Source organism: Pseudomonas sp. 22526, assembly GCF_052044735.1.
GTDB lineage: Bacteria > Pseudomonadota > Gammaproteobacteria > Pseudomonadales > Pseudomonadaceae > Aquipseudomonas > Aquipseudomonas piscium.
Map to the genome: position 1 here is coordinate 62,258 of NZ_JBQENK010000027.1, position 20,049 is coordinate 82,306.

Below are 20,049 nucleotides of genomic sequence, written 5' to 3' on the forward strand. Positions count from 1 at the left end.
TTCTACTGATGCACGGCGAGCTGGTAGGCCGTGTATTTACGAATATTGATCACGCCGGTATCGAAGATCAGGTATTGGCCCTTGATCCCCAGCAGCGTGCCTTCGGCAATCGGGTTCTTGTCCAGGTTGAAGCTGACGATCTTGGCCGGGTACCGCTCGACCGGGTAGCGGATCTCGATCGGCTCGACGTTGGTAAGCGGTTGGATCGCCTGCAGACCGAAGCGCTCCTGCAAGGCACGCAGACCCTCGGCGCAGGAAGCGAACAGCTGGTCGCGCACCTGCGCCAGGTCCACCGCCTCGGCGTCGCCCTTGAGCAAGGCGCGCCAGTTGGTCTTGTCCGCCACCTGGGTGCGGAACAGATCCTCGACGAAACCGGACTGCTGGCGGGTCGCCACGCGCATGATCGGCAGCGCCTGGCTGGCGCCCTGGTCGAGCCAGCGGGTCGGCAGCTGGGTGGCGCGGGTGATGCCGACCTTGATCCCCGACGAATTGGCCAGGTACACCACGTGGTCGGTCATGCAGAACTGCTCGCCCCAGGACGGCTCGCGGCAGGTGCCGGCGTCGTAGTGGCAGCGTTCCGGGCTCATGATGCAGACATCGCACTGGGCCAGCTTGATCATGCACGGGTAGCAGTAACCCTGGCTGAAGCTGGTCTTGGTCTTGCGCCCGCAATGGATGCAGTGGATCGCCCCCAGGTATTCCAGGCGCAGGGGGCTGCCGATCAATGGATTGACCGGTACCTCGGTGTCGCCAAGACGAAAGGCATACTGCACATCCGCCCCGTCCAGGCGCGCCGACATTTTACTGATGGAGCCACGGCCAATCTCGATCAATGGATGGCATCCGACTTGAACAGGATGTTCGGCACTTCGATCGACTTCGACGCACACTCTTGCGGGCCCATGTAACCGGTGCGCTGCTCTTCGGGCAGGTTCTGCATTTCCCAGGCGATCATCGCCTGCAGGGACAGTTCGCGCTGCTCGGCGGTGAGCTTGCGGCCATCGGACCATTTGCCGATCTCTACCGCCAGTTTCAGGCTCTGGTAGATGTCCGGGGTGATGTTTTCAATCATTTCAACAAAAGACGACATGGTCGAACACTCTCCAATGAATGTCGCTAGTTTAACGGCGCTGATGTGGCAACACACTGCCGGGCATCAGGTCAGCGAGCGGATCGACAGGCGCAATGGCCTGTCGTCCTAGAACTCCCTTGAAAGTTTTACCTGAGTCAGTTCCTTCTCCAGCGCACGCCGAAAAATCTGCGGTGCGGTGAAGGTATAGAGGGCAAAACCCAGCCATACCCAGTCAATGACTTCGGCGACTGCGGGGTAACCCTGAGCGGTCAGGGTGATCACGGTGACGCGATAAACCACGAACATCGCCAGCAACAAGATGATGGCGCCGGTGGCACTGCGCTCGGTCAGCCAGCTGTTGAACCGCCACCAGAAGCCCATGAACACATTGCTGCGCGCCTTCACGGCGGTCAGCAGGCTCAGTGCGGAGACATTGTTGGCGTTTTCCTGCAAGGCCCAGATCGCGTGTTCGCGCGCGCCGTTGATGTCACCCTGACGCAACCGCAAACGGCCCAGCACTACAACGGCCCCGGCATGGCCGGGATCCGCCTGGAGTGCCTGGCGGGCAAAACCTTCTGCCTGCTGCCAATGGCCACAGGCCTGATGATACTCAGCCATCGCCACCAGGTTGACGGGGTCATCCGGCTCCAATTCCAGTGCTTTTTCGAGCAGCGCCTGGCTCTGACTCAAACGGCCGGTCAGTTGAAACAGATCGGCGAGGCTGCGGTAATAGCGCGGTTCCGTGGGTTCCATGTCTAGCAGTTGCAACAGGTGCTGTTCAGCGCTCTTGAATTGCCGCGAGGCCATGTCGGTATGCGCGGCGGCGTAGTGCGCCAGCGGCAACGCCGGATCCAGCGCCAGCGCCAGCGACGCTTCGTGGCGCGCGGCATGCAGCCGGCGCATGTTCATCAAGCAAATCGCCAGCAACGCGTGGGCTTCAGCGCACTCTGGATCATCGGCCAACAGTTGCCGCAGGCTGTCGATGGCGCCGTCATAGTGAGCAGACTGCAACCGCTGATAAGCCACTTGCAGCAGATAAGACGTATTCATCAGCTCACCACCAGATACCAAAGGGTCGCAGGCACCAGCTTGACCACCAGCCCCTTGAGCACAAAGGCCCCCGCAAGCGCGACCAGTGGCGCGAAGCGATTGAGCACGCCGCCATAATATTGGTACAGCTCGATGGTTGCGTTTTGCAGGGTGAACAGCACGTAACCGATGCTCAGTTTCCACACCACCAACACCAGCAAGGCGTATTGAATCTGCGCCTGAGTGCTCAGGTAGCCATTGTTCAGCAGGCTGATCAAGGCCAGACCGATGATCACACTGCCCACCACCCCCACCGCAACCCAGATCCATTCGCGCACCCGCGTCGGACTACCGACCGCCACCGAGTTGAGCACGAACCACGGCAGTCCGAGCCACAGCCCGCCCATCATCAGCGCCAGCAGCGGCCAGAATGGCGACACGGCGAACCGCGCCAGCGCGCCAGGACGCGGCTCGTCCTCGATCCGGTAGATACTCTGAGTTCCCATCAGCGCCCCTTGCCGTGCTTGTCGAGAAACGCCAACACTTCGTCGTACTGATTGCCTTCGTTGGCATAACGCGCGTAGTTGCGCGCGGTGGTCAGCCATTCCAGGGTAGTGGCGCGCACTACCTTGAGGGCCTCTTTGAAGTGTCGGTCGCAAATCGGTTGCTCGGCACCTTCACTGATCGACTCTTCAATGGCTTCATCGGCGGCGGTTTCCACCAGTTCCCCGAGATCGGCCCCGGAAAAACCCGAGGTGTGTTTTGCCAGAAACGCGAAATCGATATCAGGGGCCAACGGGCGTCCCTTGACCATCAGTTGCAGCATGTTTTCCCGCGCCGCCCGATCCGGTGGCGGCACGAACAGCACTCGGTCGAACCGGCCCGGGCGGCGGAACGCCGAATCCACCGACCACGGCACGTTGGTCGCGGCAAGGATCAGCACGCCATGATTGTCATGGGTGAAACCATCCATTTCCGAGAGGAACTGGCTGACCAGTTTCGACGACGTCGATTCTCGGGTGTTGGAACGCTTGCCGCCCAACGCTTCGACTTCATCGAAGAACATCACCGCCGGAGCCTGCGCCCTCGCCTGCTCGAACAACGCGTGCAACTTACGCTCCGATTCACCGATGTACATGTCCAGCACGTCGGAAATCGCCACGTTGAAAAACTTCGCCTTGCACTCGCCGGCAGTCGCTCGGGCCAGCAAGGTTTTGCCACAACCCGGAGGCCCGTACAGCAACACACCGCCGCCGACGCGCTTGCGAAAGCGTTCAAACAGCCCGGGCTTCTGGTACGGCAGGATAATTTTTTTGTGGATGGTCTTTTTCAGATCGTCCAGACCGCCAATGTCGTTAAAGGTCACAGTCTCGGTGTCCGGTACCAACAATCGGCGGACTTCGGTTTGATCGGTGTCGTCGTTGGAGATCACCCGCAGCTTCGGGCGCCCTTCTCCAGCCGGAAAGTCCACGACGGATACGTTCAACCGGCGCCACAGCACCATGTCCTCCAGCGCCGGGTTAGCGCTGACAGCGGCGCGGTACTCGACCTGTGCTTCCTTGAGTCGATCAAGATCGGCCAGGGCCCGCGCGCGCAGCAATTGCAGATGCGCGTCATCACCTGCTGCCAGCGTCAGGGCCTTTTGCGCCTCCCCGGCGACCAGATACAGCTGCGCGGCGAGCGGTTTGAGCGTCTCGGCATCCGGCAGTTGCTGCAGATCTTCGGGAATCAGCTTGAGGCCTCGCTTGTGATCAGCGCGTTCCAGACAAGCCTTGAGCAGCAGAGCGATCAGTGCGACGTTTCCCGGCGAGGCCTGTAGCGCGGCCTCCAGTTGATCCAGCGTCGTGTCATCCATGGTGAATCCTTGTGACAGCCAGTTGCGAAGTGAAATAGCAGACCGCGCGGCCCGACATCATTGCTGCACCTCCGGCCGCTCGACATAGACCCAGACGAATTTATCCGGATCCAGGCGGGTTTCCTGGTCCAGGCGATAAGCCACCAGCCTGCCGTAGAGCACTGCGCTGTAATCCAGGCAGGCCAGGTTCGAGCGAATCGGCGCCGGTTTGCCGCTGCGCCAGTAGTGGCCGACGAACAGCAAGGGCTCATCGACGCCGTAGCGCAGCAGGTTGTTTTTCTCCGCCGAGGACAGCGGCGTGCGGGCCACTGGTTCGGGCAGCGCATCGGGCTGGAACACGATGTCGCCGTAGGTCTGCGGGTCGTCTTCCCAGAACTTGGTGCGGAAGAACGAACGGGTCAGGCCGTCGCCGCTGGTCATGGTCAGGCCATGGGGCAGGCGCATGTCGGTGCCGCGCAGCAGGCGGTCGAACACGTTATTGGCGAAGCTGCCGGGCACCGCCGAGGCCTGGAGGAAGTGCTCGTCGATGCAACCGTCGGGGTATTGCGCCCGCAGCGGCTCGATCAGGCCGGCGTCCCAGCAGGCGTGCACCACGCGGAAACGCCCGGCGTCGATGAACAGCGGCATCTCGTAGAACCAGGCGAGGAAATCGTGCCAATCCTTGGGGTACTGCTCGAATTGCGCCAGGGTCTCGTTGATCAGGCGGGCATGGCGCGGCGTGTGTTCGCGCACGAAATGCCTGCCGCCGCCGGGCGCTGCCGGGGTGACCCAGCCCAGGGCGTTGAACTCATGGTTACCCATGACGCACAGCGCCTGGCCGGCCTCGACCATGTCGTGGACGATGTGCAGGGCTTCGCGGATCCGTGGGCCACGGTCGATGATGTCGCCGAGGAACACCGCCATGCGCGACGGATGCCGCCAGACGCCGCCCTGCTTGCGATAACCGAGCTTGTCCAGCAAGTGTTCGAGGGTCAGGGCGCAACCGTGCACATCACCGATCAGGTCGTAACTTCGCGCGGGATCGAGCATCAGTCGCCTCCACCACCCAGTCGGCTGCCCCAGCCGAGCTTGGTCCGGCAGACCTCGTAATAATTGTGGTCCAGCGGGTGGATCAGGCGCAGTTTCTGCGCCTTCTTGCTGACGGTGATGGTGTCACCGGGGGCACAGGTGAAATGGTTCTGCCCGTCGCAGGAAACCTGCGGGTAGATCTGCATATCCTTGGACACGACGATTTTCAGCTCGCTGTTGCCATCGACCACGATCGGCCTTCCCGACAAGGTATGGGGGTACATCGGCACAATCACAATAGCGTCGAGCTTGGGATGCATGATCGGCCCGCCAGCGGACAAGGCGTAGGCCGTAGAGCCGGTCGGCGTGGCGACGATCAGGCCGTCGGCCTTCTGGCTGCAGACGAACTGGCCGTCGATGTAGATCTCGAACTCGATCATCCGCGTCGACTTGCCCGGGTGCAGCACCACATCGTTCAGTGCATCGCCCTGGCCGATGGCTTCGGCGTGGCGCCGTACTTCGGCCTGCAGCAGGAAACGGTTTTCCACCAGGTAGTGGCCGTCGAGGACTTCGGCGACCTTGACCTCCAACTCGTCCGGACGAATGTCGGTCAGGAACCCCAGGCTGCCCCGGTTGATCCCCAGCACCGGAATGTTGTGGCGCGCCAGGGCGCGGGCGGCGCCCAGCAGGCTGCCGTCGCCGCCGACCACTATCACCATGTCGCAGACTTCGCCGAGCAGCTTGCGCGAGGAGGTCTGCAGGCCGTGGCCGGGCAGCACTTCGGCAATGGTGTCTTCGAGAATCACATGCAGGTGGCGGGCGAGCAGAAACCTTTTCAGTCGGCGAACTGTGTCCAGCACCTGCGAACTGCCCAGGCGACCGATAATGCCGATATTGCGAAATTGCTCCATGGGGCTCCTGCAGGGGTTCTGGGACGGGCAAAGCAGAGATTATGGGCGAAAGCCGGCCATAGACAAAATCCTTTCAGCCTCGACGTTAGGCGCTATGCTCGCAGAATGATCCTGTTTCCCGGCTTGCTCGACCTCCCCCGCCAGTTGCGCCACCCCGAAGTGCGCGACCTGGCCTGGGTCATCCTCGCGCCGCCGATGCTCGACGAGACGCCCTGGCCCCAGCGCCATCCACTGGCCGGCAGCGACTGGGTGCAGGCGCCGCAGCTGCTGGCGCACTGGTTGCACCAACTGGATCAGGACGGCCGCGCCCTGCGCCGCTGGCTGGCCCTCGGCCCGACAAAGCGCCTGGGCCTCTATTACGAACGCCTGTGGCAATTTGCCGTACAGCACGCGCCAGGCGTCGAGCTGCTGGCGGCCAACCTGCCGATCCGCCGCGCCGGCCACACCCTGGGCGAGCTGGATATGCTGCTGCGCGATCGCGACGGCATTCACCATCTGGAACTGGCGATCAAGCTCTACCTCGGCCCGCAACATGGCAACGGCGCGAACACCGCGTTGTGGCTGGGCCCCGGCTGCCACGATCGCCTGGACCGCAAGCTGGCGCACCTGAACGAACACCAGTTGCCGATCTCCGCCCGGGCCGACAGCCTGGAAGTGCTGGCGGCCATGGATATCCAGGACTTCAGCGCCCACCTGTGGCTCGGCGGCTACCTGCTCTACCCCTGGCCCGGTGCCACGCAGCCGCCCCTCGGCGCCCACCCGCAGCACCTGCGTGGGCGTTGGCTGCACCAGCGCGACTGGCCGGCCTTTATCGCGCAAAGCCCGCCCGGGCGCTGGCAACCCTTGCCGCGCCAGGCCTGGCTGGCGCCGGCGTCCTACCCGGCGGAGCAGACCTGGGGCGACCCACAGCTGCAAGCCTGGCTGGAGGAGTTGGATCCGCACGCGCCGGCGCAGTTGCTGGTGCGCCTGACGGAAAACCGCGCCGGCGACTGGGAAGAAGCCGAGCGCCTGTTCCTGGTGGCGGACCTCTGGCCGAATGTGCCTGGGGCGAGTTGAGCCTCTACGACGCCTTCAGCACAAGGTGAGCGTGAGGGTTGCGCCAAATACCGAACCTGTAGGAGCGAGCTTGCTCGCGATAGGGACAACGCGGGGTGCCAGATACGACACTTCGCGAGCAAGCTCGCTCCTACGGGTTACGTGGTGGATGCGGGTTTTCGGCGAATACCAACCCGCCCCTCACATCACCGACAAACGCAGGGCCAGCGCCGCCAGGGTCACCAGCAGCACCGGCAGGGTCAGCACGATACCGACCTTGAAGTAGCGGCCCCAGCCGATATGGATGTCCTTGCGATCCAGCACATGCAGCCAGAGCAAGGTGGCCAGACTGCCGATCGGGGTGATTTTCGGCCCCAGGTCGCTGCCGATCACGTTGGCGTAGATCATCGCATCCTTGATCAGGCCAGTGGCCTGGCTGGCGTCGATGGACAGCGCACCGATCAGCACCGTCGGCAGGTTGTTCATGATCGATGACAGGACGGCGGTCAGCAGCCCGGTGCCCATGGCCGCGCCCCAGATGCCGTAGTCGGCGAAGCGGTCGAGCCAGCCGGCCAGGTGGGTGGTCAGCCCGGCATTGCGCAGGCCGTACACCACCAGGTACATGCCGAGGGAGAAAATCACGATCTGCCACGGTGCTTCCTTGAGCACCTTGCGGGTGGAGATCTTGTGGCCCTTGGCCGCGATGCCCAGCAGCAAGGCCGCGCACACCGCGGAAATCGCGCTGATGGGAATGCCCAGCGGCTCCAGGGCAAAACACCCCAGCAGCAGGATGATCAGCACCCACCAGCCGGCGACGAAGGTGGCCTTGTCGTGGATCGCGCTGGCGGGCGGTTCCAGTTCCTCGGGGTCATAGGCTTGCGGAATGTCGCGACGGAAGAACCACAGCAGCACCGCCAGGGTCGCGGCCACGCTGACCAGGTTCACCGGCAGCATCACCGCGGCGTACTGGTTGAAGCCGATATTGAAGAAGTCCGCGGAAACGATGTTCACCAGGTTCGACACCACCAGCGGCAGGCTCGCGGTATCGGCGATAAACCCGGCACCCATGACGAACGCCAGGGTCGCAGCCCGGGAGAAGCGCAGCGCCAGCAGCATGGAGATCACGATCGGCGTGAGAATCAGCGCTGCCCCGTCGTTGGCGAACAGCGCCGACACCAGCGCCCCCAGCAACACCATGAAGGCAAACAGCTTGCGCCCGCTGCCCTGCCCCCAGCGCGCCACATGCAAGGCGGCCCAGGCGAAAAAGCCGGCCTCGTCCAGCAGCAGGCTGATGATGATCAAGGCCACGAAGGTGCCGGTGGCGTTCCAGATGATCTGCCAGACTACCGGAATGTCGGTCAGTTGCACCACCCCGCACAGCAACGCCAGCACCGCGCCGAACACCGCGCTCCAGCCCACGCCAAGGCCCTTGGGCTGCCAGATCACCAGGGTAATGGTCAGCAGGAAAATCAATGCAGCAGTCAGCATGCCGGGCAGCCTTGAACAGGAAAAGTGAGGTGGTGGGGATTCAGCAGCAGCGCACGGGGCGATCGGCCATGGTCTGCAGCCGTTGCAGGTCAGCCTGCAGCCAGGGGCTGTTGGCCTCCAGCGTGTCCTGCAGCAGTGTGGTCACCCAGGGTGACAATTGCGGGTGCAGCCGGTAGTAGATCCATTGCCCCTGGCGGCGGTCGGCCAGCAGGCCGCAGCTGCGCAACAGCGCCAGGTGCCGGGAGATCTTCGGCTGGCTCTGGCCCAGGGCGACGGTCAGCTCACAGACACACAACTCGCCTTCGCGGGTCACGAGCAAGGCGATGCGGCTGCGGGTTTCGTCGGCAAGCGCCTTGAACAGTTCGGCGGGGTTGAGAGCGTCGGACACAGGGGCCACTCCAGGCATATGGAGCGGCGAATATATGAATATTCAGATATGCGGTAAAGCGCTTTTCTCACAGCGAGAGGAATAGCCCATCAGCCGCGGGAGCCGGCTGGCCGACTCCCGCGGGGCCAGGATCAGAGCTTTTTGTGCTGCTCGACCCACTGGGCGTAGGCGTTGATGAACTTCTGCAGGAACGGCTTGACCGACTCGGACAGCTTGCCCGCCTCGTCGAAAGCCGAACCGGCGCCGCTCAGGTAGGCTTCCGGCTGCTGCATGCATGGCACATCGAGGAACACCAGGGACTGGCGCAGGTGATGGTTGGCGCCAAAACCGCCGATGGCGCCCGGGGATGCGCTGATCACCGCCCCCGGCTTGCCGCTCCAGGCGCTCTTGCCGTAGGGGCGCGACCCCACGTCGATGGCATTTTTCATCGGTGCGGGAACCGAACGGTTGTATTCCGGAGTGACGAACAGCACGGCATCGGCGGCGCTCACCTGCTCGCGGAACGCCTTGTAGGCGGCCGGCGGGTCTACATCGATGTCTTCGTTGTAGAGCGGCAGGTCGCCGATCTCGACAATATTCAACCGCAGGTTGGCCGGCGCCAGTTCCGCCAGGGCCAGCGCCACTTTCCGGTTGATCGAGGCCTTCCTCAGGCTGCCGACCAGCACTGCAATCGTGTAGACGTTGCTCATAGTGAATTCCCGACTTCTGGTTGAGGAGGCTGGTAGTTATAGATGATCCACCCCGCCCACAGCCACCCGCCGCAGGAAATTCCGCGAGCTTTTCCAGGCGTCACACCGCTGCATGCCAGCTGCAATCAGGGCCGCGGACTATTTTTTTTCCGCCGCTAAACTTACTTCGCCAAGGCAGGGTCTACAGGACCGCGAATTGAGTGTTTTATCTCCAGAGGCTCTAAAGATGGCAGCAGTACTCGTCGGACAATTTCATGCAAGGGACGCGGAAGGCCGTGTCTATTCGGTGCATGAGTTCCAGGAATCCACCCCCTCACCAGAGGGCATCGCCGGCTCGGAGCCCGTCACCACCTATCGCCTGGCCATTGGCGACCGCGTCAACAAAATGGACGACAACCAGTTCCTCCTCGTGCAAGCGGGCATCACCCTTATTCGCGAACCCGAGACCATTCTTCCTTCATAACGTGCCGTTATGAGCAGAAGTCATATGCGCAGACATGAGTTAGGATTCAGTGTGAATCCCTCACCGGCTGGACATGGACTTCAAGCATGCGTTTACGTCATATCGAAGTGATTCAGGCGCTCCTGCAAACCGGTCACCTGGGCACGGCCGCCGAGCTGTTGCAACTGCCGGTGGCCGAGGTGGAAGCGATCCTGCGCGACGCCGAAAGCCAATCGGGCTTCATGCTCTTCGCCAGTGTTCGCGGACGCCTGCAAGCCACCCGGGAGGCCCGCGAGCTACAGCCGGCGATCGCCACCCTGTATGACGCCTTCGAACCCGTGCAACGCCTGGCCGACAGCCTGAAGCAATACCAGGCGCCGCCCTTGCGCATCATCGGCACCCCGCCCCTGGCCCAGCAGCTGTTGCCACAGAGCATCGCCGCCCTGCGCCGGCGTTTTCCCGACACCCCGTGCAACCTTGCCAGCCAGGGCACCCGCGACATGGTCAAGAGCCTGTTGCTGCGCGAAGGCGACCTGGGCCTGAGCCTGCACAATCCCGACCACCCCGATATCCAGTGCACCGCCCTGGCCCAGGGCAAGCTGCAACTGCTGGCCCCCCACGGCTGGCTGCAACCGAAGCAGAAGTACATTTCCCTGCAGGACCTGGCGGGCCAGGCCATGGTCGGCCTGGAAGGCCAGGATCCGCTGAGCGTGACCCTGGACAGCAAGTTGCAGAACCTGCGCCCCAGCCCGAGCATCCATACCCGGGTACAGACCCATCAGATGATGCGCAGCATGGTCGAAGCCGGCGAAGGTTTGGCGATTGTCGACCCCTTCACCGCCCTCGGCGCGCGCGAGGGCGGCCTGGACGTCTGTCCGCTGTCGCCACCGATCCCGGTCACCCTCTATGCCCTGACCCGCAGCGGCAACCCGTCCTCACCGACCCTGGAGGCGCTGCTGGAAACCCTCACGGAAAAGGCCGAAAGCATGTTGGCTGGCTAGACCCCGGCTTCCCGTGCCAGCTCGTCGTTGAACAGCCGATACCAGAAAATCGCCACCTCGGCCGTGGTCGGGTCGATCCCGCGATAACGCAGGTGATCGATGCCGCCGACCACATAACCGCAGCGCTCATAGAGCCGGCAGGCTCCCAGGTTGTTGTTCTGGGTCTCGAGCATGATGCCCGGCAGTTTTTTCTTGCGGCTCCAGAACTGCGCCACGTCCAGCAAGGCCTTGGCCACCCCGTGACGCCGCGCCGGCGCGTGCACCGCCAGCTCGTCGATATGGGCGTAGCCGTTCCAGTTGGTGCTGACCACCAGATGGCCGACCGGCTCGTCGTCCAGGTAAGCCATGAACACCGCGCTGTCGGCGGCATCGCGATAGCTGCTGAACTCTTCGGGGTCGATGCCGTAGCACTTGCGGTACGGGGTGATGTGGTGCAACGGCCACTTGGCCACCGCCTGTTCGCTCTGTGCCTGGGCATAGGCGCTGACTTCGAAGCTGAAGTCGCTGCCCCAGACGTAAGCGGCGAAACCCTCGTCGGCGACGCGCACCGACAGGCCGGGATACTTGGGATTGATCATTGGCTGCATAGCGGGAAACGTCCTCAAACCTTGATGCAATCGACGGTGTACTGCCGCCCATTGCCTTCGTCTTCATGCTGCAATCCATGCACATCCGCGACAAAGCCGGGAAAGCTGCTATCGAACGTACGGGCAAAGGCCAGGTAATCGATGATCGAGCGGGTAGATTCGGTGAAGCGCTCGCCCGGCATGATCAATGGAATACCCGGCGGGTATGGCACCAGCATCACCGCCGCCACCCGCCCGATGAGGGCATCGATGGACACCGCCTCGACCTCGCCCCGCACCAGCTGATCGTAGGCGTCGGCGGGTTTCATCGCCACCTCCGGCAGCACGGTGTACATGCGCTTGAGGTGCTTGGCCGTAGCATTGCTGCGGTAGCAGGCATGCAACTGGTCGCAGAGGTCGCGCAGGCCCATGCCCTGGTACCGCGCCATGTCCTGCTGGGCGATGCTCGGCAGGCAGGCGGCGAGGCTGACATTGGCGTCGTAGTTGCGCTTGAACTCCAGCAGCTCGGTCAGCAGCGTGCTCCACTTGCCTTTGGTGATGCCCATGGAGAACAGCACCAGGAAGGAATACAGGCCGGTCTTTTCCACCACCAGGCCGCGCTCCCAGAGAAACTTGCTGACCACCGCCGCCGGTATCCCGCGCTCGCTCAGGGCGCCGCCGGCGGTGAGCCCGGGCATCACCAGGGTGACCTTGATCGGGTCCAGCAGCACATAGTCGTCGGTCACCCCGGCGAACCCGTGCCACTCGCCTTCCGGCTCCAGCAGCCAGTCCGCGGTGCTGACCTGATCGATGCCTTCCACCCGCTCTGGCTGCCAGATGGAAAACCACCAGTCATCGGCGGCGATGTGCTGGCGCAGGTTGGCCAGGGCCCGGCGGAAGCTCAGGGCCTCGTCGAACATTTCCTGCAGCAGCGAGCGCCCCGCCGGCCCTTCCATCATCGCCGAGGCCACGTCCAGCGAGGCGATGATGCTGTACTGCGGCGAGGTGGAGATGTGCATCATGAAGGCTTCGTTGAAGCGGTCGCGGTCCAGCTGCCGGGCACCGCCGTCCTGCACATGGATCATCGAGGCCTGGCTGAACGCCGCCAGCAGCTTGTGGGTGGAATGGGTGGTGAACACCAGCGGGCTGTCGGCGCTGCGCGAGGTGCCCATGCCGTAACGCCCCTCGAAGAACTCATGGAAGGCCGCGTAGGCGTACCAGGCCTCGTCGAAATGCAGCACCTCGACGCTGTTGCCCAGGCTCTGCTTGATCAGTTCGGCGTTGTAGCAGAGGCCGTCGTAGGTCGAGTTGGTGACCACCGCCAGCTTGACCTTCGCCGGCCGGCCCTGGGTCAGCGGGTTGGCGTCGATCTTGGCCTGGATCGACTCGCGGCTGAATTCGCTCAGGGGGATGGGGCCGATGATCCCCAGTTCGTTGCGCTCCGGACAGAGGAACAGCGGGATGGCGCCGGTCATAATGATCGCGTGCAGCACCGACTTGTGGCAGTTGCGATCCACCAGCACCAGGTCGTCGCGACCGACCATGGAATGCCAGACGATCTTGTTGGCAGTCGAGGTGCCATTGATCACGAAAAAGGTATGGTCGGCGCCGAAATTGCGCGCCGCCCGCGCCTCGGCTTCCGCCAGGGGCCCGGTGTGATCGAGCAGCGAGCCCAGTTCCGGAACCGACACCGACAAATCCGAACGCAGGGTGTTCTCACCGAAGAACTGGTGAAACGCCTGCCCCACCGGGCTCTTGTGATAGGCCACGCCACCGCCGTGCCCCGGGGTGTGCCAGGAATAGTTGGAGTCGGCCGTGTGCTGCACCAGTGCCTTGAAGAACGGCGGCAACAGGCCATCGAGGTAGTTGCGCGCCGCCCGCGCCACCTGGCGCGCCAGAAACGGCACGGTGTCTTCGAACAGGTAAAGGATGCCGCGCAGCTGATTGAGCTCGCTCATGGCGTCGGCCGGGGCATTTTCCAGGGTCACCTGCTCGCCCAGGGCGAAGATCGGCAGGTTTGGTGCGCGCACCCGGGCCAGGCGGATCAGTTCCACCATGTTCTGCAACAGGTGGGTGTTTTCCCCGGCGCCTTCGGCGGCGATCAGCATGCAGGCCAGGCCGTGATGGGTAGAAGCCACCAAGCGCCCTTCGGCATAGTCCACCGCGGAAAAGATACTGAAGCCTTCCTGCTCCAGCTCCCTGGCGATCCCCCGCACCCGGTCGCCGGCGACGGTGTCGGCCTTGATGTCGCGATGCACGATAAGGACGGGGAATTTCAGGTCTTTGTACATGGCACCAGGCATCCTGAGGCGGCGGACAAGGGTCCGCCAATCACCTCAGGGTAGAAGCTCGGGGGCCGGCGCGGAACCCCGTCAACGACCTCCTGTAACAAAAGGTCGCTCACGAACAACTACTGCTGCTGGGCCTTGGCTTCCGCCAGCTGGGTCCAGAGCGCCGGGGCACCGGCGGATTTGGCGATGATCTCGAGACGCACCTGGTGCTCGGCCAGTTCGGCTTCGCTGGCGCGAATGATCCGCCCGCGCTGGCGATCCGCCGACAGGCGACGGATTTCGCTGGCGCGGTTGCCCGAACCTTCGCTGCCATTGCCGTCCGAAGCGTTGCCGGCCAGGGACAGGCTGGTCTGGCCGCCGGTCATGGTCAGGTAGACGTCGGCGAGAATCTCCGAGTCGAGCAAGGCGCCGTGCAGTTCACGGCCGGAGTTGTCGACGTCGTAGCGCTTGCACAAGGCATCGAGGCTGTTGCGCTGGCCGGGGTGACGTTCCCGGGCCATCAACAGGGTGTCGAGGATTGTGCAGTGCTGGGTGATGTCGGCGCGGTCGTGCTGGCCCATCAGGGCGAATTCGTTGTTGATGAAGCCAACGTCGAACGCCGCGTTGTGGATGATCAGCTGCGCGCCCTGGATGAACTCGAAGAACTCATCGGCGACTTCGGCGAAGCGCGGCTTGCCCACCAGGAACTCGTTGGTGATGCCGTGGACGCCGATCGCGCCCTCGTCGCTCTCGCGATCCGGTTGCAGGTAGACGTGGAAATGCCGACCGGTCAGGCGCCGTCCGATCAACTCGACGCAACCGATTTCAATGATCCGGTGGCCGTCGGTCACCGGCATGCCGGTGGTTTCGGTATCGAGTACAACAGATCTGTTGGCCATCAGGGGTCAGTTCTCAACGGTGGAAGTCTTTCAAGGCGCGGGATTTTAGCACGCTCTCGCGGCATGGCACGCATGGCGGATTCGCTTGTCCCCGGCCTGCGCAGTTTTTAACAATCATTCGCAAAGCTCATGCAGTTCGCCGCACGGCGGCTTGTTAGGGTGCCCGACGATATTTTCAGCGGACTCCAGCCTGCCATGACCACCTGCAAAACCCGACTGCCATTACTGCTCTGCGCCTGCCTGTTCGCCGACATCGGCCAGGCCACCAGCCTGGTGATCAGCACCGACATCACCATGAGCCTGGCCTTGAGCGCCACCGAAGGCAGCTCGAAGGCCACCAGCTCGTTCAAGGACGACAAACTCGTGCTCGCCGCCAAGACCGATGCCGCAGCCTTTGTCGCCAGCGCCGGCGAGATCCGCGGTGCCCAGTTGGAAGCGGCCATGCGGCACATTCGCCAAACGCTCGGCAACCCAGGGTACTCAGACCTGCAACTGGCCAGCGCCATCCTCACCCTTTGATCGCCCCGGAACCGCGCCACTAATTCACCCCGCGCATCACGCGTTTGTTTAAATGAGCGAGGCCATTGCGCTACCGTACGGCCACTCAGGCGGGCGGGTGCAGGCACCCGGCCTTGCACTCACTTCCAGGAAACCGCCCTCCCATGCTCAAGACTCGACAGATGATCCCACTGCTGTTGGCCGCGGCCTTCATCAGTGGCTGTTCTTCCCTGCCAGCAACTGGCCCCGACGCCGGACAAGCCCCCTTGATCGTCGCCCATCGCGGCGGTGCCGCGGACTTTCCCGAGAACACCCTGCTGGCCATCGACAACGCCCTGCGCAACCGTGCAGACATGCTCTGGCTGACGGTGCAACTGAGCCGCGACGGCGTGCCGGTGCTGTACCGACCGGCGGACCTGAGCGCCAATACCCCGGCATCCGGCGCGGTCAGCGAGAAAACCCTGGCGCAGTTGCAAACGTTGAATGCCGGCTGGAACTTCAAGCAGACCGCGACCGATGGCCAGGTGACATTTCCCTATCGCTCCCAGGCGGTGACCATTCCCTCATTGCAGCAAGCGCTGGCGGCGATCCCCGACGCCGTGCCGGTCATTCTCGATATGAAGGCCCTGCCCGCCGCGCCTCAGGCCAAGGCGGTCGCCCAATTGCTGGAGCAGCTGCACGCCTGGAACCGGGTGTTGATCTACTCCACCGATGCCAGCTACCAGCAGGCGTTCGCGCAATACCCGCAGGCGCGGCTGTTCGAGTCCCGGGACAACACTCGGGATCGCCTGGCCAGCGTCGCCCTGGCCCACAGCTGCACGGCGCCGCCAGCACCGGCCAGTTGGGTGGCTTTCGAGTACCGGCGCCCGGTGCAGTTGGTCGAGACTTTCACCCTGGGCGAGGCCCGCTCCAAGGTGGATGCCCGGCTGTGGACACCCGCCGCGGTGGATTGCTTCCAGTCCCGGGGCAAGGTGCGGATGCTGGCGATCGGGGTCAATACGGCCGAGGATTACCAGGCGGCCGCCTGCCTGAAGATGGATGCGGTGCTGGTGGATTCGCCCCGCGCGATGGGGGAAATGAAGCAGCGGCTCGAACGGCCGCTGCGTTGCGACTGACTACCCGTCCAGGGCATCAGGCCTGTTTGTAACCGCGGACCTCGTCGACGCCGCGGTTGGCCAGTTGGTCGGCCCGCTCGTTGCCGTGGTGACCGGTATGGCCGCGCACCCATTTCCAGGTGACCTGGTGGCGGTTGACCTGCTCATCGAGCTGCTGCCACAGGTCGGCATTTTTCACCGGTTCCTTGGCCGCGGTTTTCCAGCCGCGCTTTTTCCAGTTGGCCATCCACTCGTTGATGCCCTTCATCACGTACTGCGAGTCGGTGACCAGGATCACCTGGCACTCGCGCTTGAGCTCTTCCAGGCCGCGGATCGCCGCCATCAGCTCCATGCGGTTGTTGGTGGTGTTGGCTTCGCCGCCCCAGAGTTCCTTCTCCACGCCCTTGAACACCAGCAGTGCGCCCCAGCCCCCCGGGCCAGGATTGCCCTTGCAGGCGCCGTCGGTGAAGATTTCTACGCTATCGCTCATGCCAGACTTCCAATCGAAAATACCTGTGGCTTGCCGATCGTCGATCGACAACGCCCAAGCCGGGCAGATTCGGCCCGGCTGAATTAAAGAGGGGGTTCGCTGTGCCGGCGGTTGACCTTGGCCATCGGCAGCGGCACCAGCTTGCCCATCGGCTCGCGGCGTACCTGGCGCACCGGGCGCAGGCCGACCACTATCTTGCGTGCCACCAGCAGGTAGAAGCCGCCGCCGGACAGTTGCCAGTCACCGGCCTTGCGCTCCCAGCCGGCCAACCGAGCCTGCCAGGCCGCCGAGGCAAGCGGCGGACGATAGCACCCGAAGCGGCGTTTCTCCAGCGCGAAGCCCAGCAGGTTCAACCAGTCGGCAACCCGCGACGGGGAAATGCAGCGCGCCTTGCGCAAGGCGTCATGGGCGAACACATGGCGCAGGCCCCAGCTGCTCCAGGGATTGATACCGATGATCAACAGATGCCCGCCGGGCCGCACGGCGCTGGCGGCTTCGCGCAGCAGGCCGTGGGGCGACAGGCAGAAATCCAGGCCGTGCTGCAGCACCACCACATCGGCGGCGTGCTCGCTGAGGGGCCAGGCCTGCTCTTCGCAAACGATCTCCACGCCGGGCAGCGGCGCGCCCAGGCGTACATTGCGCTGCACCTGAGGCGCCGCCGGCGGGGTTTGCGCCGACGGGCCGTAATGCACCAGATAGCCGCCGAAGAAGCGCCCCAGCTCGTCGTCGAGCATGCGCCGTTCTTCATCCAGCAGAAATTGCCCTAGTGGCCCGGACAGCCACTCACGGGCGGCACTGATGAGAGCCAGCCAGTCAGGATCGGCCTGAGCGAACGCTTTATCGGTCATTGCATTCTCCAACCCGCCAAGAAGTTCTAAGATGCGCCAATGTTTTCCGCTTGGCGACTCCAACGATGATACAGATCAGTGCCCTGCCCGCGTTCACCGATAACTACATCTGGTTGTTACAGGACCATCGCCATCAGCGTTGCGCAGTGGTCGACCCGGGTGACGCCGCACCGGTACAGGCCTGGCTCGCCCGGCATCCGGGCTGGGAGTTGAGCGATATCCTGGTGACCCATCACCACCACGACCACGTCGGCGGTGTCGAACAGCTGAAAAAAGCCAGCGGCGCCAAGGTCTGGGGCCCGGCCAACGAAAACATCCCGGGGCGCGACGTGGCCCTGAACGACAACGACCGGGCCAACATCCTTGGCTGGGACTTCGAGATCTACGCGGTGCCCGGGCATACCCTGGGGCACATTGCCTACTACCATCACGGCCTGCTGTTTTGTGGCGACACCCTGTTCGCCGCCGGTTGCGGGCGCCTGTTCGAGGGCACGCCGGAGCAGATGCACCACTCCCTGAGCCGCCTGGCCGCGCTGCCCGAAGACACCCTGGTGTACTGCACCCACGAATACACCCTGAGCAACCTGCGTTTTGCCCAGGCGGTGGAACCGGACAACCCGGACATCGCCGAGCGCCTGCAAAAAGTCAGCGAATTGCGGGAAAACGGCAAAATGACCCTGCCCTCCACCCTGGCCCTGGAAAAACTCACCAACCCCTTCCTGCGTACCGGTGAAACATCCGTTAAACAAAAAGCGGACGAACGGAACGGCCTCGATAACCGGGCTCAGAGTGCGGTTTTTGCTGCCTTGCGGGCTTGGAAAGATAAGTTCTAAGCGGGTTGCCTGTTGGTACGAAAATTCTGAATGGTTGACCTCACCGGGTGCGCTTTCTAGAATCGCCCGACATTTTTGCCCGGAACTTACTTCCAGCCAATGTCGTCATCTATTCGTAAATCCATCAATTCAGACGCATTGACGCGGTTGGCTCAAGCCATCGCGGTGGCTGTGTCCGCCACTCTGGCGGGCTGCCAAAGCACGAGCCACGTCCCGCAAACCGACGCTTCGCACACCCAGAATTTCAACGCCCGCATCAAGCAGAAACCCATCTGGCTGAATGAAAAACCCAGCCCGCAATTGCCCCAGGACGTCTGGGAGCGCATGCGCGAAGGTTTCCAGTTGCAGGAAGGCATCGGCGTCAACCCGCGCATCGAACAGCAGCGCCTGTGGTTCGCCAGCAATCCATCGTTTCTCGAGAATGCCAGCGAACGCGGCAGCCTCTATATCCATTACATCGTCGAGCGCCTTGAAGAACGCAACATGCCGCTGGAGCTGGCCCTGCTGCCAGTGATCGAGAGCGCCTACAACCCGATGGCGTATTCCCGGGCCGACGCGGTAGGCCTCTGGCAGTTCATCCCGTCCACCGGTCGTTCCTTCAACCTGCGCCAGACCCGCTTCTACGATGGCCGTCGCGACATCACCGCCTCGACCACCGCGGCCATGGATTACCTGACCCGCCTGCACGACATGTTCAACGGCGACTGGCTGCTGGCCCTGGCGGCCTACAACGCCGGCGAAGGCACGGTCAGCCGGGCCATCGAGCGCAACGAGAAGCTCGGCCTGCCCACCGACTACTGGAACCTGCCGCTGCCGTCGGAAACCCAGGCCTACGTGCCCAAGCTGCTGGCCCTGTCCCAGGTGGTGCTGGCGCCCGAAGCCTATGGCGTCAACCTGAACCCGATCGCCAACGAACCCTATTTCCAGGTCGTCGAAATCAACCAGCGTATGGACCTGTCCAAGGTCGCCGCGGTGGCCAATATCGACGAGGACGAGCTGTTCCAGCTCAACCCGGCCTTCAAGCAGCGCACCACTATCGACGGTCCCCAGCACCTGCTGGTGCCGACATCCAAGGCGCAACTGCTGAGCGCCAGCCTGTCGACCATGAAGCCCGAAGAACTGATCAGCCAGCGTTCGTTCAAGCCGGTGTTCGAGGGTGCCGACAGTCGCGAAATGGCCCAGGCCAAGCGCAACTACCGGGTCAAGCGGGGCGATAACCTGTCGCAGATCGCCAAGGCCAACAAGGTCGACGTCAAGGACCTGCAACGCTGGAACAAGCTGAGCGGCAAGCAGCTCAAGGTCGGCCAGACCCTGGTCATGCAGGACACCAGCAAAGCCAAGGCCAGCAGCAAAACCAGCGCCAAGGCCTCCGGCAAGAAGACCATGGTCGCCAGCGCCGACAAGAAGTCGACCCAGTACAAGGTCAAGCAAGGCGATTCGCTGTACATGGTGGCCAAGCGCTTCAACGTCGAGATGCAACACCTCAAGCGCTGGAATCCCCGCGCCGGCCAGGCCCTCAAGCCAGGCCAGATGCTGACCGTCTACCTGCCTCACTGATCCTGTAGCCGCTGCCGCAGGCTGCGATAGGGCCGCAGGCCCTCCCGCGTCCTGAAGATCCCCGCGACCGTTCCGG

Annotated in this window: 22 protein-coding genes; 7 read left to right on the top strand and 15 right to left on the bottom strand. The window is 63.4% G+C overall.

Annotation, left to right across the window (positions count from 1 at the left end; all coding sequences use genetic code 11):
• Positions 1-2: 2 nt before the first annotated feature.
• The 7 genes from ACTJKT_RS28820 to ACTJKT_RS28850 form a co-directional block, all read right to left on the bottom strand.
• On the bottom strand, positions 3-833 hold the full coding sequence (locus ACTJKT_RS28820) for a DUF2797 domain-containing protein (protein ID WP_440789790.1): 831 nt from the start codon (positions 831-833) through the stop codon (positions 3-5).
• Positions 830-1,090, bottom strand: a complete 261-nt coding sequence (locus ACTJKT_RS28825) for a YeaC family protein (RefSeq protein ID WP_007920905.1) — start codon at positions 1,088-1,090, stop codon at positions 830-832. The genes ACTJKT_RS28820 and ACTJKT_RS28825 overlap by 4 nt, the downstream gene beginning before the upstream one ends.
• A gap of 108 nt (positions 1,091-1,198) precedes the next feature.
• On the bottom strand, positions 1,199-2,143 hold the full coding sequence (locus tag ACTJKT_RS28830; RefSeq protein WP_440789792.1) for a tetratricopeptide repeat protein: 945 nt from the start codon (positions 2,141-2,143) through the stop codon (positions 1,199-1,201).
• Complete coding sequence (locus tag ACTJKT_RS28835) at positions 2,122-2,607, bottom strand: hypothetical protein (protein WP_440789794.1); 486 nt, start codon at positions 2,605-2,607, stop codon at positions 2,122-2,124. The genes ACTJKT_RS28830 and ACTJKT_RS28835 overlap by 22 nt, the downstream gene beginning before the upstream one ends.
• Positions 2,607-3,956: an AAA family ATPase gene (locus ACTJKT_RS28840; RefSeq protein WP_440789796.1), complete on the bottom strand. Its 1,350-nt coding sequence runs from the start codon at positions 3,954-3,956 to the stop codon at positions 2,607-2,609. The genes ACTJKT_RS28835 and ACTJKT_RS28840 overlap by 1 nt, the downstream gene beginning before the upstream one ends.
• A gap of 57 nt (positions 3,957-4,013) precedes the next feature.
• Positions 4,014-4,985: a metallophosphoesterase gene (locus ACTJKT_RS28845; RefSeq protein WP_102678102.1), complete on the bottom strand. Its 972-nt coding sequence runs from the start codon at positions 4,983-4,985 to the stop codon at positions 4,014-4,016.
• Positions 4,985-5,875 carry an NAD(+) kinase gene (locus ACTJKT_RS28850; protein ID WP_025809190.1) on the bottom strand — a complete coding sequence of 297 codons (891 nt, stop codon included), beginning with the start codon at positions 5,873-5,875 and terminating at the stop codon, positions 4,985-4,987. The genes ACTJKT_RS28845 and ACTJKT_RS28850 overlap by 1 nt, the downstream gene beginning before the upstream one ends.
• 105 nt (positions 5,876-5,980) lie before the next feature.
• On the opposite strand from ACTJKT_RS28850, the gene ACTJKT_RS28855 reads away from it, so the two are divergent.
• A complete protein-coding gene (locus ACTJKT_RS28855; protein ID WP_440789799.1) occupies positions 5,981-6,931 on the top strand; it encodes a DUF1853 family protein in 951 nt (316 codons plus the stop codon).
• Between the two features lie 180 nt (positions 6,932-7,111).
• Here ACTJKT_RS28855 and ACTJKT_RS28860 read toward each other — a convergent pair whose 3' ends face one another.
• The 3 genes from ACTJKT_RS28860 to ACTJKT_RS28870 all read right to left on the bottom strand — a co-directional run bounded on the left by ACTJKT_RS28860 (position 7,112) and on the right by ACTJKT_RS28870 (position 9,475).
• Positions 7,112-8,398: an arsenic transporter gene (locus ACTJKT_RS28860; protein WP_440789801.1), complete on the bottom strand. Its 1,287-nt coding sequence runs from the start codon at positions 8,396-8,398 to the stop codon at positions 7,112-7,114.
• 40 nt (positions 8,399-8,438) lie between these two features.
• Entirely contained in the window at positions 8,439-8,786 is a 348-nt protein-coding gene (locus ACTJKT_RS28865) for a metalloregulator ArsR/SmtB family transcription factor (RefSeq protein WP_440789803.1), read from the bottom strand.
• A gap of 131 nt (positions 8,787-8,917) precedes the next feature.
• Positions 8,918-9,475 carry an NADPH-dependent FMN reductase gene (locus ACTJKT_RS28870; RefSeq protein WP_440789805.1) on the bottom strand — a complete coding sequence of 186 codons (558 nt, stop codon included), beginning with the start codon at positions 9,473-9,475 and terminating at the stop codon, positions 8,918-8,920.
• Between the two features lie 226 nt (positions 9,476-9,701).
• Between ACTJKT_RS28870 and ACTJKT_RS28875 the strand changes: the two genes are divergently transcribed.
• Positions 9,702-9,938 (top strand): hypothetical protein, encoded by a 237-nt coding sequence (locus ACTJKT_RS28875; protein WP_440789807.1) that lies wholly within the window; start codon positions 9,702-9,704, stop codon positions 9,936-9,938.
• Positions 9,939-10,024: 86 nt separating this feature from the next.
• Positions 10,025-10,918: a LysR substrate-binding domain-containing protein gene (locus tag ACTJKT_RS28880; RefSeq protein ID WP_440789809.1), complete on the top strand. Its 894-nt coding sequence runs from the start codon at positions 10,025-10,027 to the stop codon at positions 10,916-10,918.
• On the opposite strand, the gene ACTJKT_RS28885 is transcribed toward ACTJKT_RS28880, so the two are convergent.
• The 3 genes from ACTJKT_RS28885 to dnaQ form a co-directional block, all read right to left on the bottom strand.
• Positions 10,915-11,505: a GNAT family N-acetyltransferase gene (locus ACTJKT_RS28885; RefSeq protein WP_440789811.1), complete on the bottom strand. Its 591-nt coding sequence runs from the start codon at positions 11,503-11,505 to the stop codon at positions 10,915-10,917. The genes ACTJKT_RS28880 and ACTJKT_RS28885 overlap by 4 nt on opposite strands.
• Before the next feature lie 14 nt (positions 11,506-11,519).
• Positions 11,520-13,775 (bottom strand): Orn/Lys/Arg decarboxylase N-terminal domain-containing protein, encoded by a 2,256-nt coding sequence (locus ACTJKT_RS28890; RefSeq protein WP_025809198.1) that lies wholly within the window; start codon positions 13,773-13,775, stop codon positions 11,520-11,522.
• A gap of 119 nt (positions 13,776-13,894) precedes the next feature.
• On the bottom strand, positions 13,895-14,653 hold the full coding sequence (gene dnaQ / locus ACTJKT_RS28895) for a DNA polymerase III subunit epsilon (protein ID WP_124303869.1): 759 nt from the start codon (positions 14,651-14,653) through the stop codon (positions 13,895-13,897).
• 195 nt (positions 14,654-14,848) lie between these two features.
• On the opposite strand from dnaQ, the gene ACTJKT_RS28900 reads away from it, so the two are divergent.
• Positions 14,849-15,172 carry a DUF2388 domain-containing protein gene (locus ACTJKT_RS28900; RefSeq protein ID WP_440789813.1) on the top strand — a complete coding sequence of 108 codons (324 nt, stop codon included), beginning with the start codon at positions 14,849-14,851 and terminating at the stop codon, positions 15,170-15,172.
• Between the two features lie 143 nt (positions 15,173-15,315).
• Complete coding sequence (locus tag ACTJKT_RS28905; RefSeq protein WP_440789815.1) at positions 15,316-16,266, top strand: glycerophosphodiester phosphodiesterase family protein; 951 nt, start codon at positions 15,316-15,318, stop codon at positions 16,264-16,266.
• Positions 16,267-16,282: 16 nt separating this feature from the next.
• Here the strand turns inward: ACTJKT_RS28905 and rnhA are convergent, their stop codons facing one another.
• Together rnhA and ACTJKT_RS28915 are read right to left on the bottom strand one after the other, a co-directional pair.
• Positions 16,283-16,735 (bottom strand): ribonuclease HI, encoded by a 453-nt coding sequence (gene rnhA, locus ACTJKT_RS28910; protein WP_009048707.1) that lies wholly within the window; start codon positions 16,733-16,735, stop codon positions 16,283-16,285.
• Between the two features lie 83 nt (positions 16,736-16,818).
• Positions 16,819-17,583 carry a class I SAM-dependent methyltransferase gene (locus ACTJKT_RS28915; RefSeq protein ID WP_025809202.1) on the bottom strand — a complete coding sequence of 255 codons (765 nt, stop codon included), beginning with the start codon at positions 17,581-17,583 and terminating at the stop codon, positions 16,819-16,821.
• 65 nt (positions 17,584-17,648) lie between these two features.
• Between ACTJKT_RS28915 and gloB the strand changes: the two genes are divergently transcribed.
• Both gloB and ACTJKT_RS28925 read left to right on the top strand, forming a co-directional pair.
• Entirely contained in the window at positions 17,649-18,416 is a 768-nt protein-coding gene (gene gloB, locus ACTJKT_RS28920) for a hydroxyacylglutathione hydrolase (protein WP_440789818.1), read from the top strand.
• Between the two features lie 99 nt (positions 18,417-18,515).
• Positions 18,516-19,973, top strand: a complete 1,458-nt coding sequence (locus ACTJKT_RS28925; RefSeq protein ID WP_440789820.1) for a transglycosylase SLT domain-containing protein — start codon at positions 18,516-18,518, stop codon at positions 19,971-19,973.
• Positions 19,974-20,049 lie beyond the last annotated feature (76 nt).

Bases quoted from the DNA above. Each gene is read 5' to 3' on its own strand.
- dnaQ (WP_124303869.1), bottom strand. From the start codon at position 14,653: ATGGCCAACAGATCTGTTGTACTCGATACCGAAACCACCGGCATGCCG.
- ACTJKT_RS28840 (WP_440789796.1), bottom strand. From the start codon at position 3,956: ATGGATGACACGACGCTGGATCAACTGGAGGCCGCGCTACAGGCCTCG.
- ACTJKT_RS28875 (WP_440789807.1), top strand. From the start codon at position 9,702: ATGGCAGCAGTACTCGTCGGACAATTTCATGCAAGGGACGCGGAAGGC.
- ACTJKT_RS28825 (WP_007920905.1), bottom strand. From the start codon at position 1,090: ATGTCGTCTTTTGTTGAAATGATTGAAAACATCACCCCGGACATCTAC.
- ACTJKT_RS28885 (WP_440789811.1), bottom strand. From the start codon at position 11,505: ATGCAGCCAATGATCAATCCCAAGTATCCCGGCCTGTCGGTGCGCGTC.
- ACTJKT_RS28850 (WP_025809190.1), bottom strand. From the start codon at position 5,875: ATGGAGCAATTTCGCAATATCGGCATTATCGGTCGCCTGGGCAGTTCG.
- ACTJKT_RS28880 (WP_440789809.1), top strand. From the start codon at position 10,025: ATGCGTTTACGTCATATCGAAGTGATTCAGGCGCTCCTGCAAACCGGT.
- rnhA (WP_009048707.1), bottom strand. From the start codon at position 16,735: ATGAGCGATAGCGTAGAAATCTTCACCGACGGCGCCTGCAAGGGCAAT.
- ACTJKT_RS28915 (WP_025809202.1), bottom strand. From the start codon at position 17,583: ATGACCGATAAAGCGTTCGCTCAGGCCGATCCTGACTGGCTGGCTCTC.
- ACTJKT_RS28890 (WP_025809198.1), bottom strand. From the start codon at position 13,775: ATGTACAAAGACCTGAAATTCCCCGTCCTTATCGTGCATCGCGACATC.
- ACTJKT_RS28855 (WP_440789799.1), top strand. From the start codon at position 5,981: ATGATCCTGTTTCCCGGCTTGCTCGACCTCCCCCGCCAGTTGCGCCAC.
- ACTJKT_RS28900 (WP_440789813.1), top strand. From the start codon at position 14,849: ATGACCACCTGCAAAACCCGACTGCCATTACTGCTCTGCGCCTGCCTG.
- ACTJKT_RS28845 (WP_102678102.1), bottom strand. From the start codon at position 4,985: ATGCTCGATCCCGCGCGAAGTTACGACCTGATCGGTGATGTGCACGGT.
- ACTJKT_RS28860 (WP_440789801.1), bottom strand. From the start codon at position 8,398: ATGCTGACTGCTGCATTGATTTTCCTGCTGACCATTACCCTGGTGATC.
- ACTJKT_RS28925 (WP_440789820.1), top strand. From the start codon at position 18,516: ATGTCGTCATCTATTCGTAAATCCATCAATTCAGACGCATTGACGCGG.
- gloB (WP_440789818.1), top strand. From the start codon at position 17,649: ATGATACAGATCAGTGCCCTGCCCGCGTTCACCGATAACTACATCTGG.
- ACTJKT_RS28870 (WP_440789805.1), bottom strand. From the start codon at position 9,475: ATGAGCAACGTCTACACGATTGCAGTGCTGGTCGGCAGCCTGAGGAAG.
- ACTJKT_RS28905 (WP_440789815.1), top strand. From the start codon at position 15,316: ATGCTCAAGACTCGACAGATGATCCCACTGCTGTTGGCCGCGGCCTTC.
- ACTJKT_RS28835 (WP_440789794.1), bottom strand. From the start codon at position 2,607: ATGGGAACTCAGAGTATCTACCGGATCGAGGACGAGCCGCGTCCTGGC.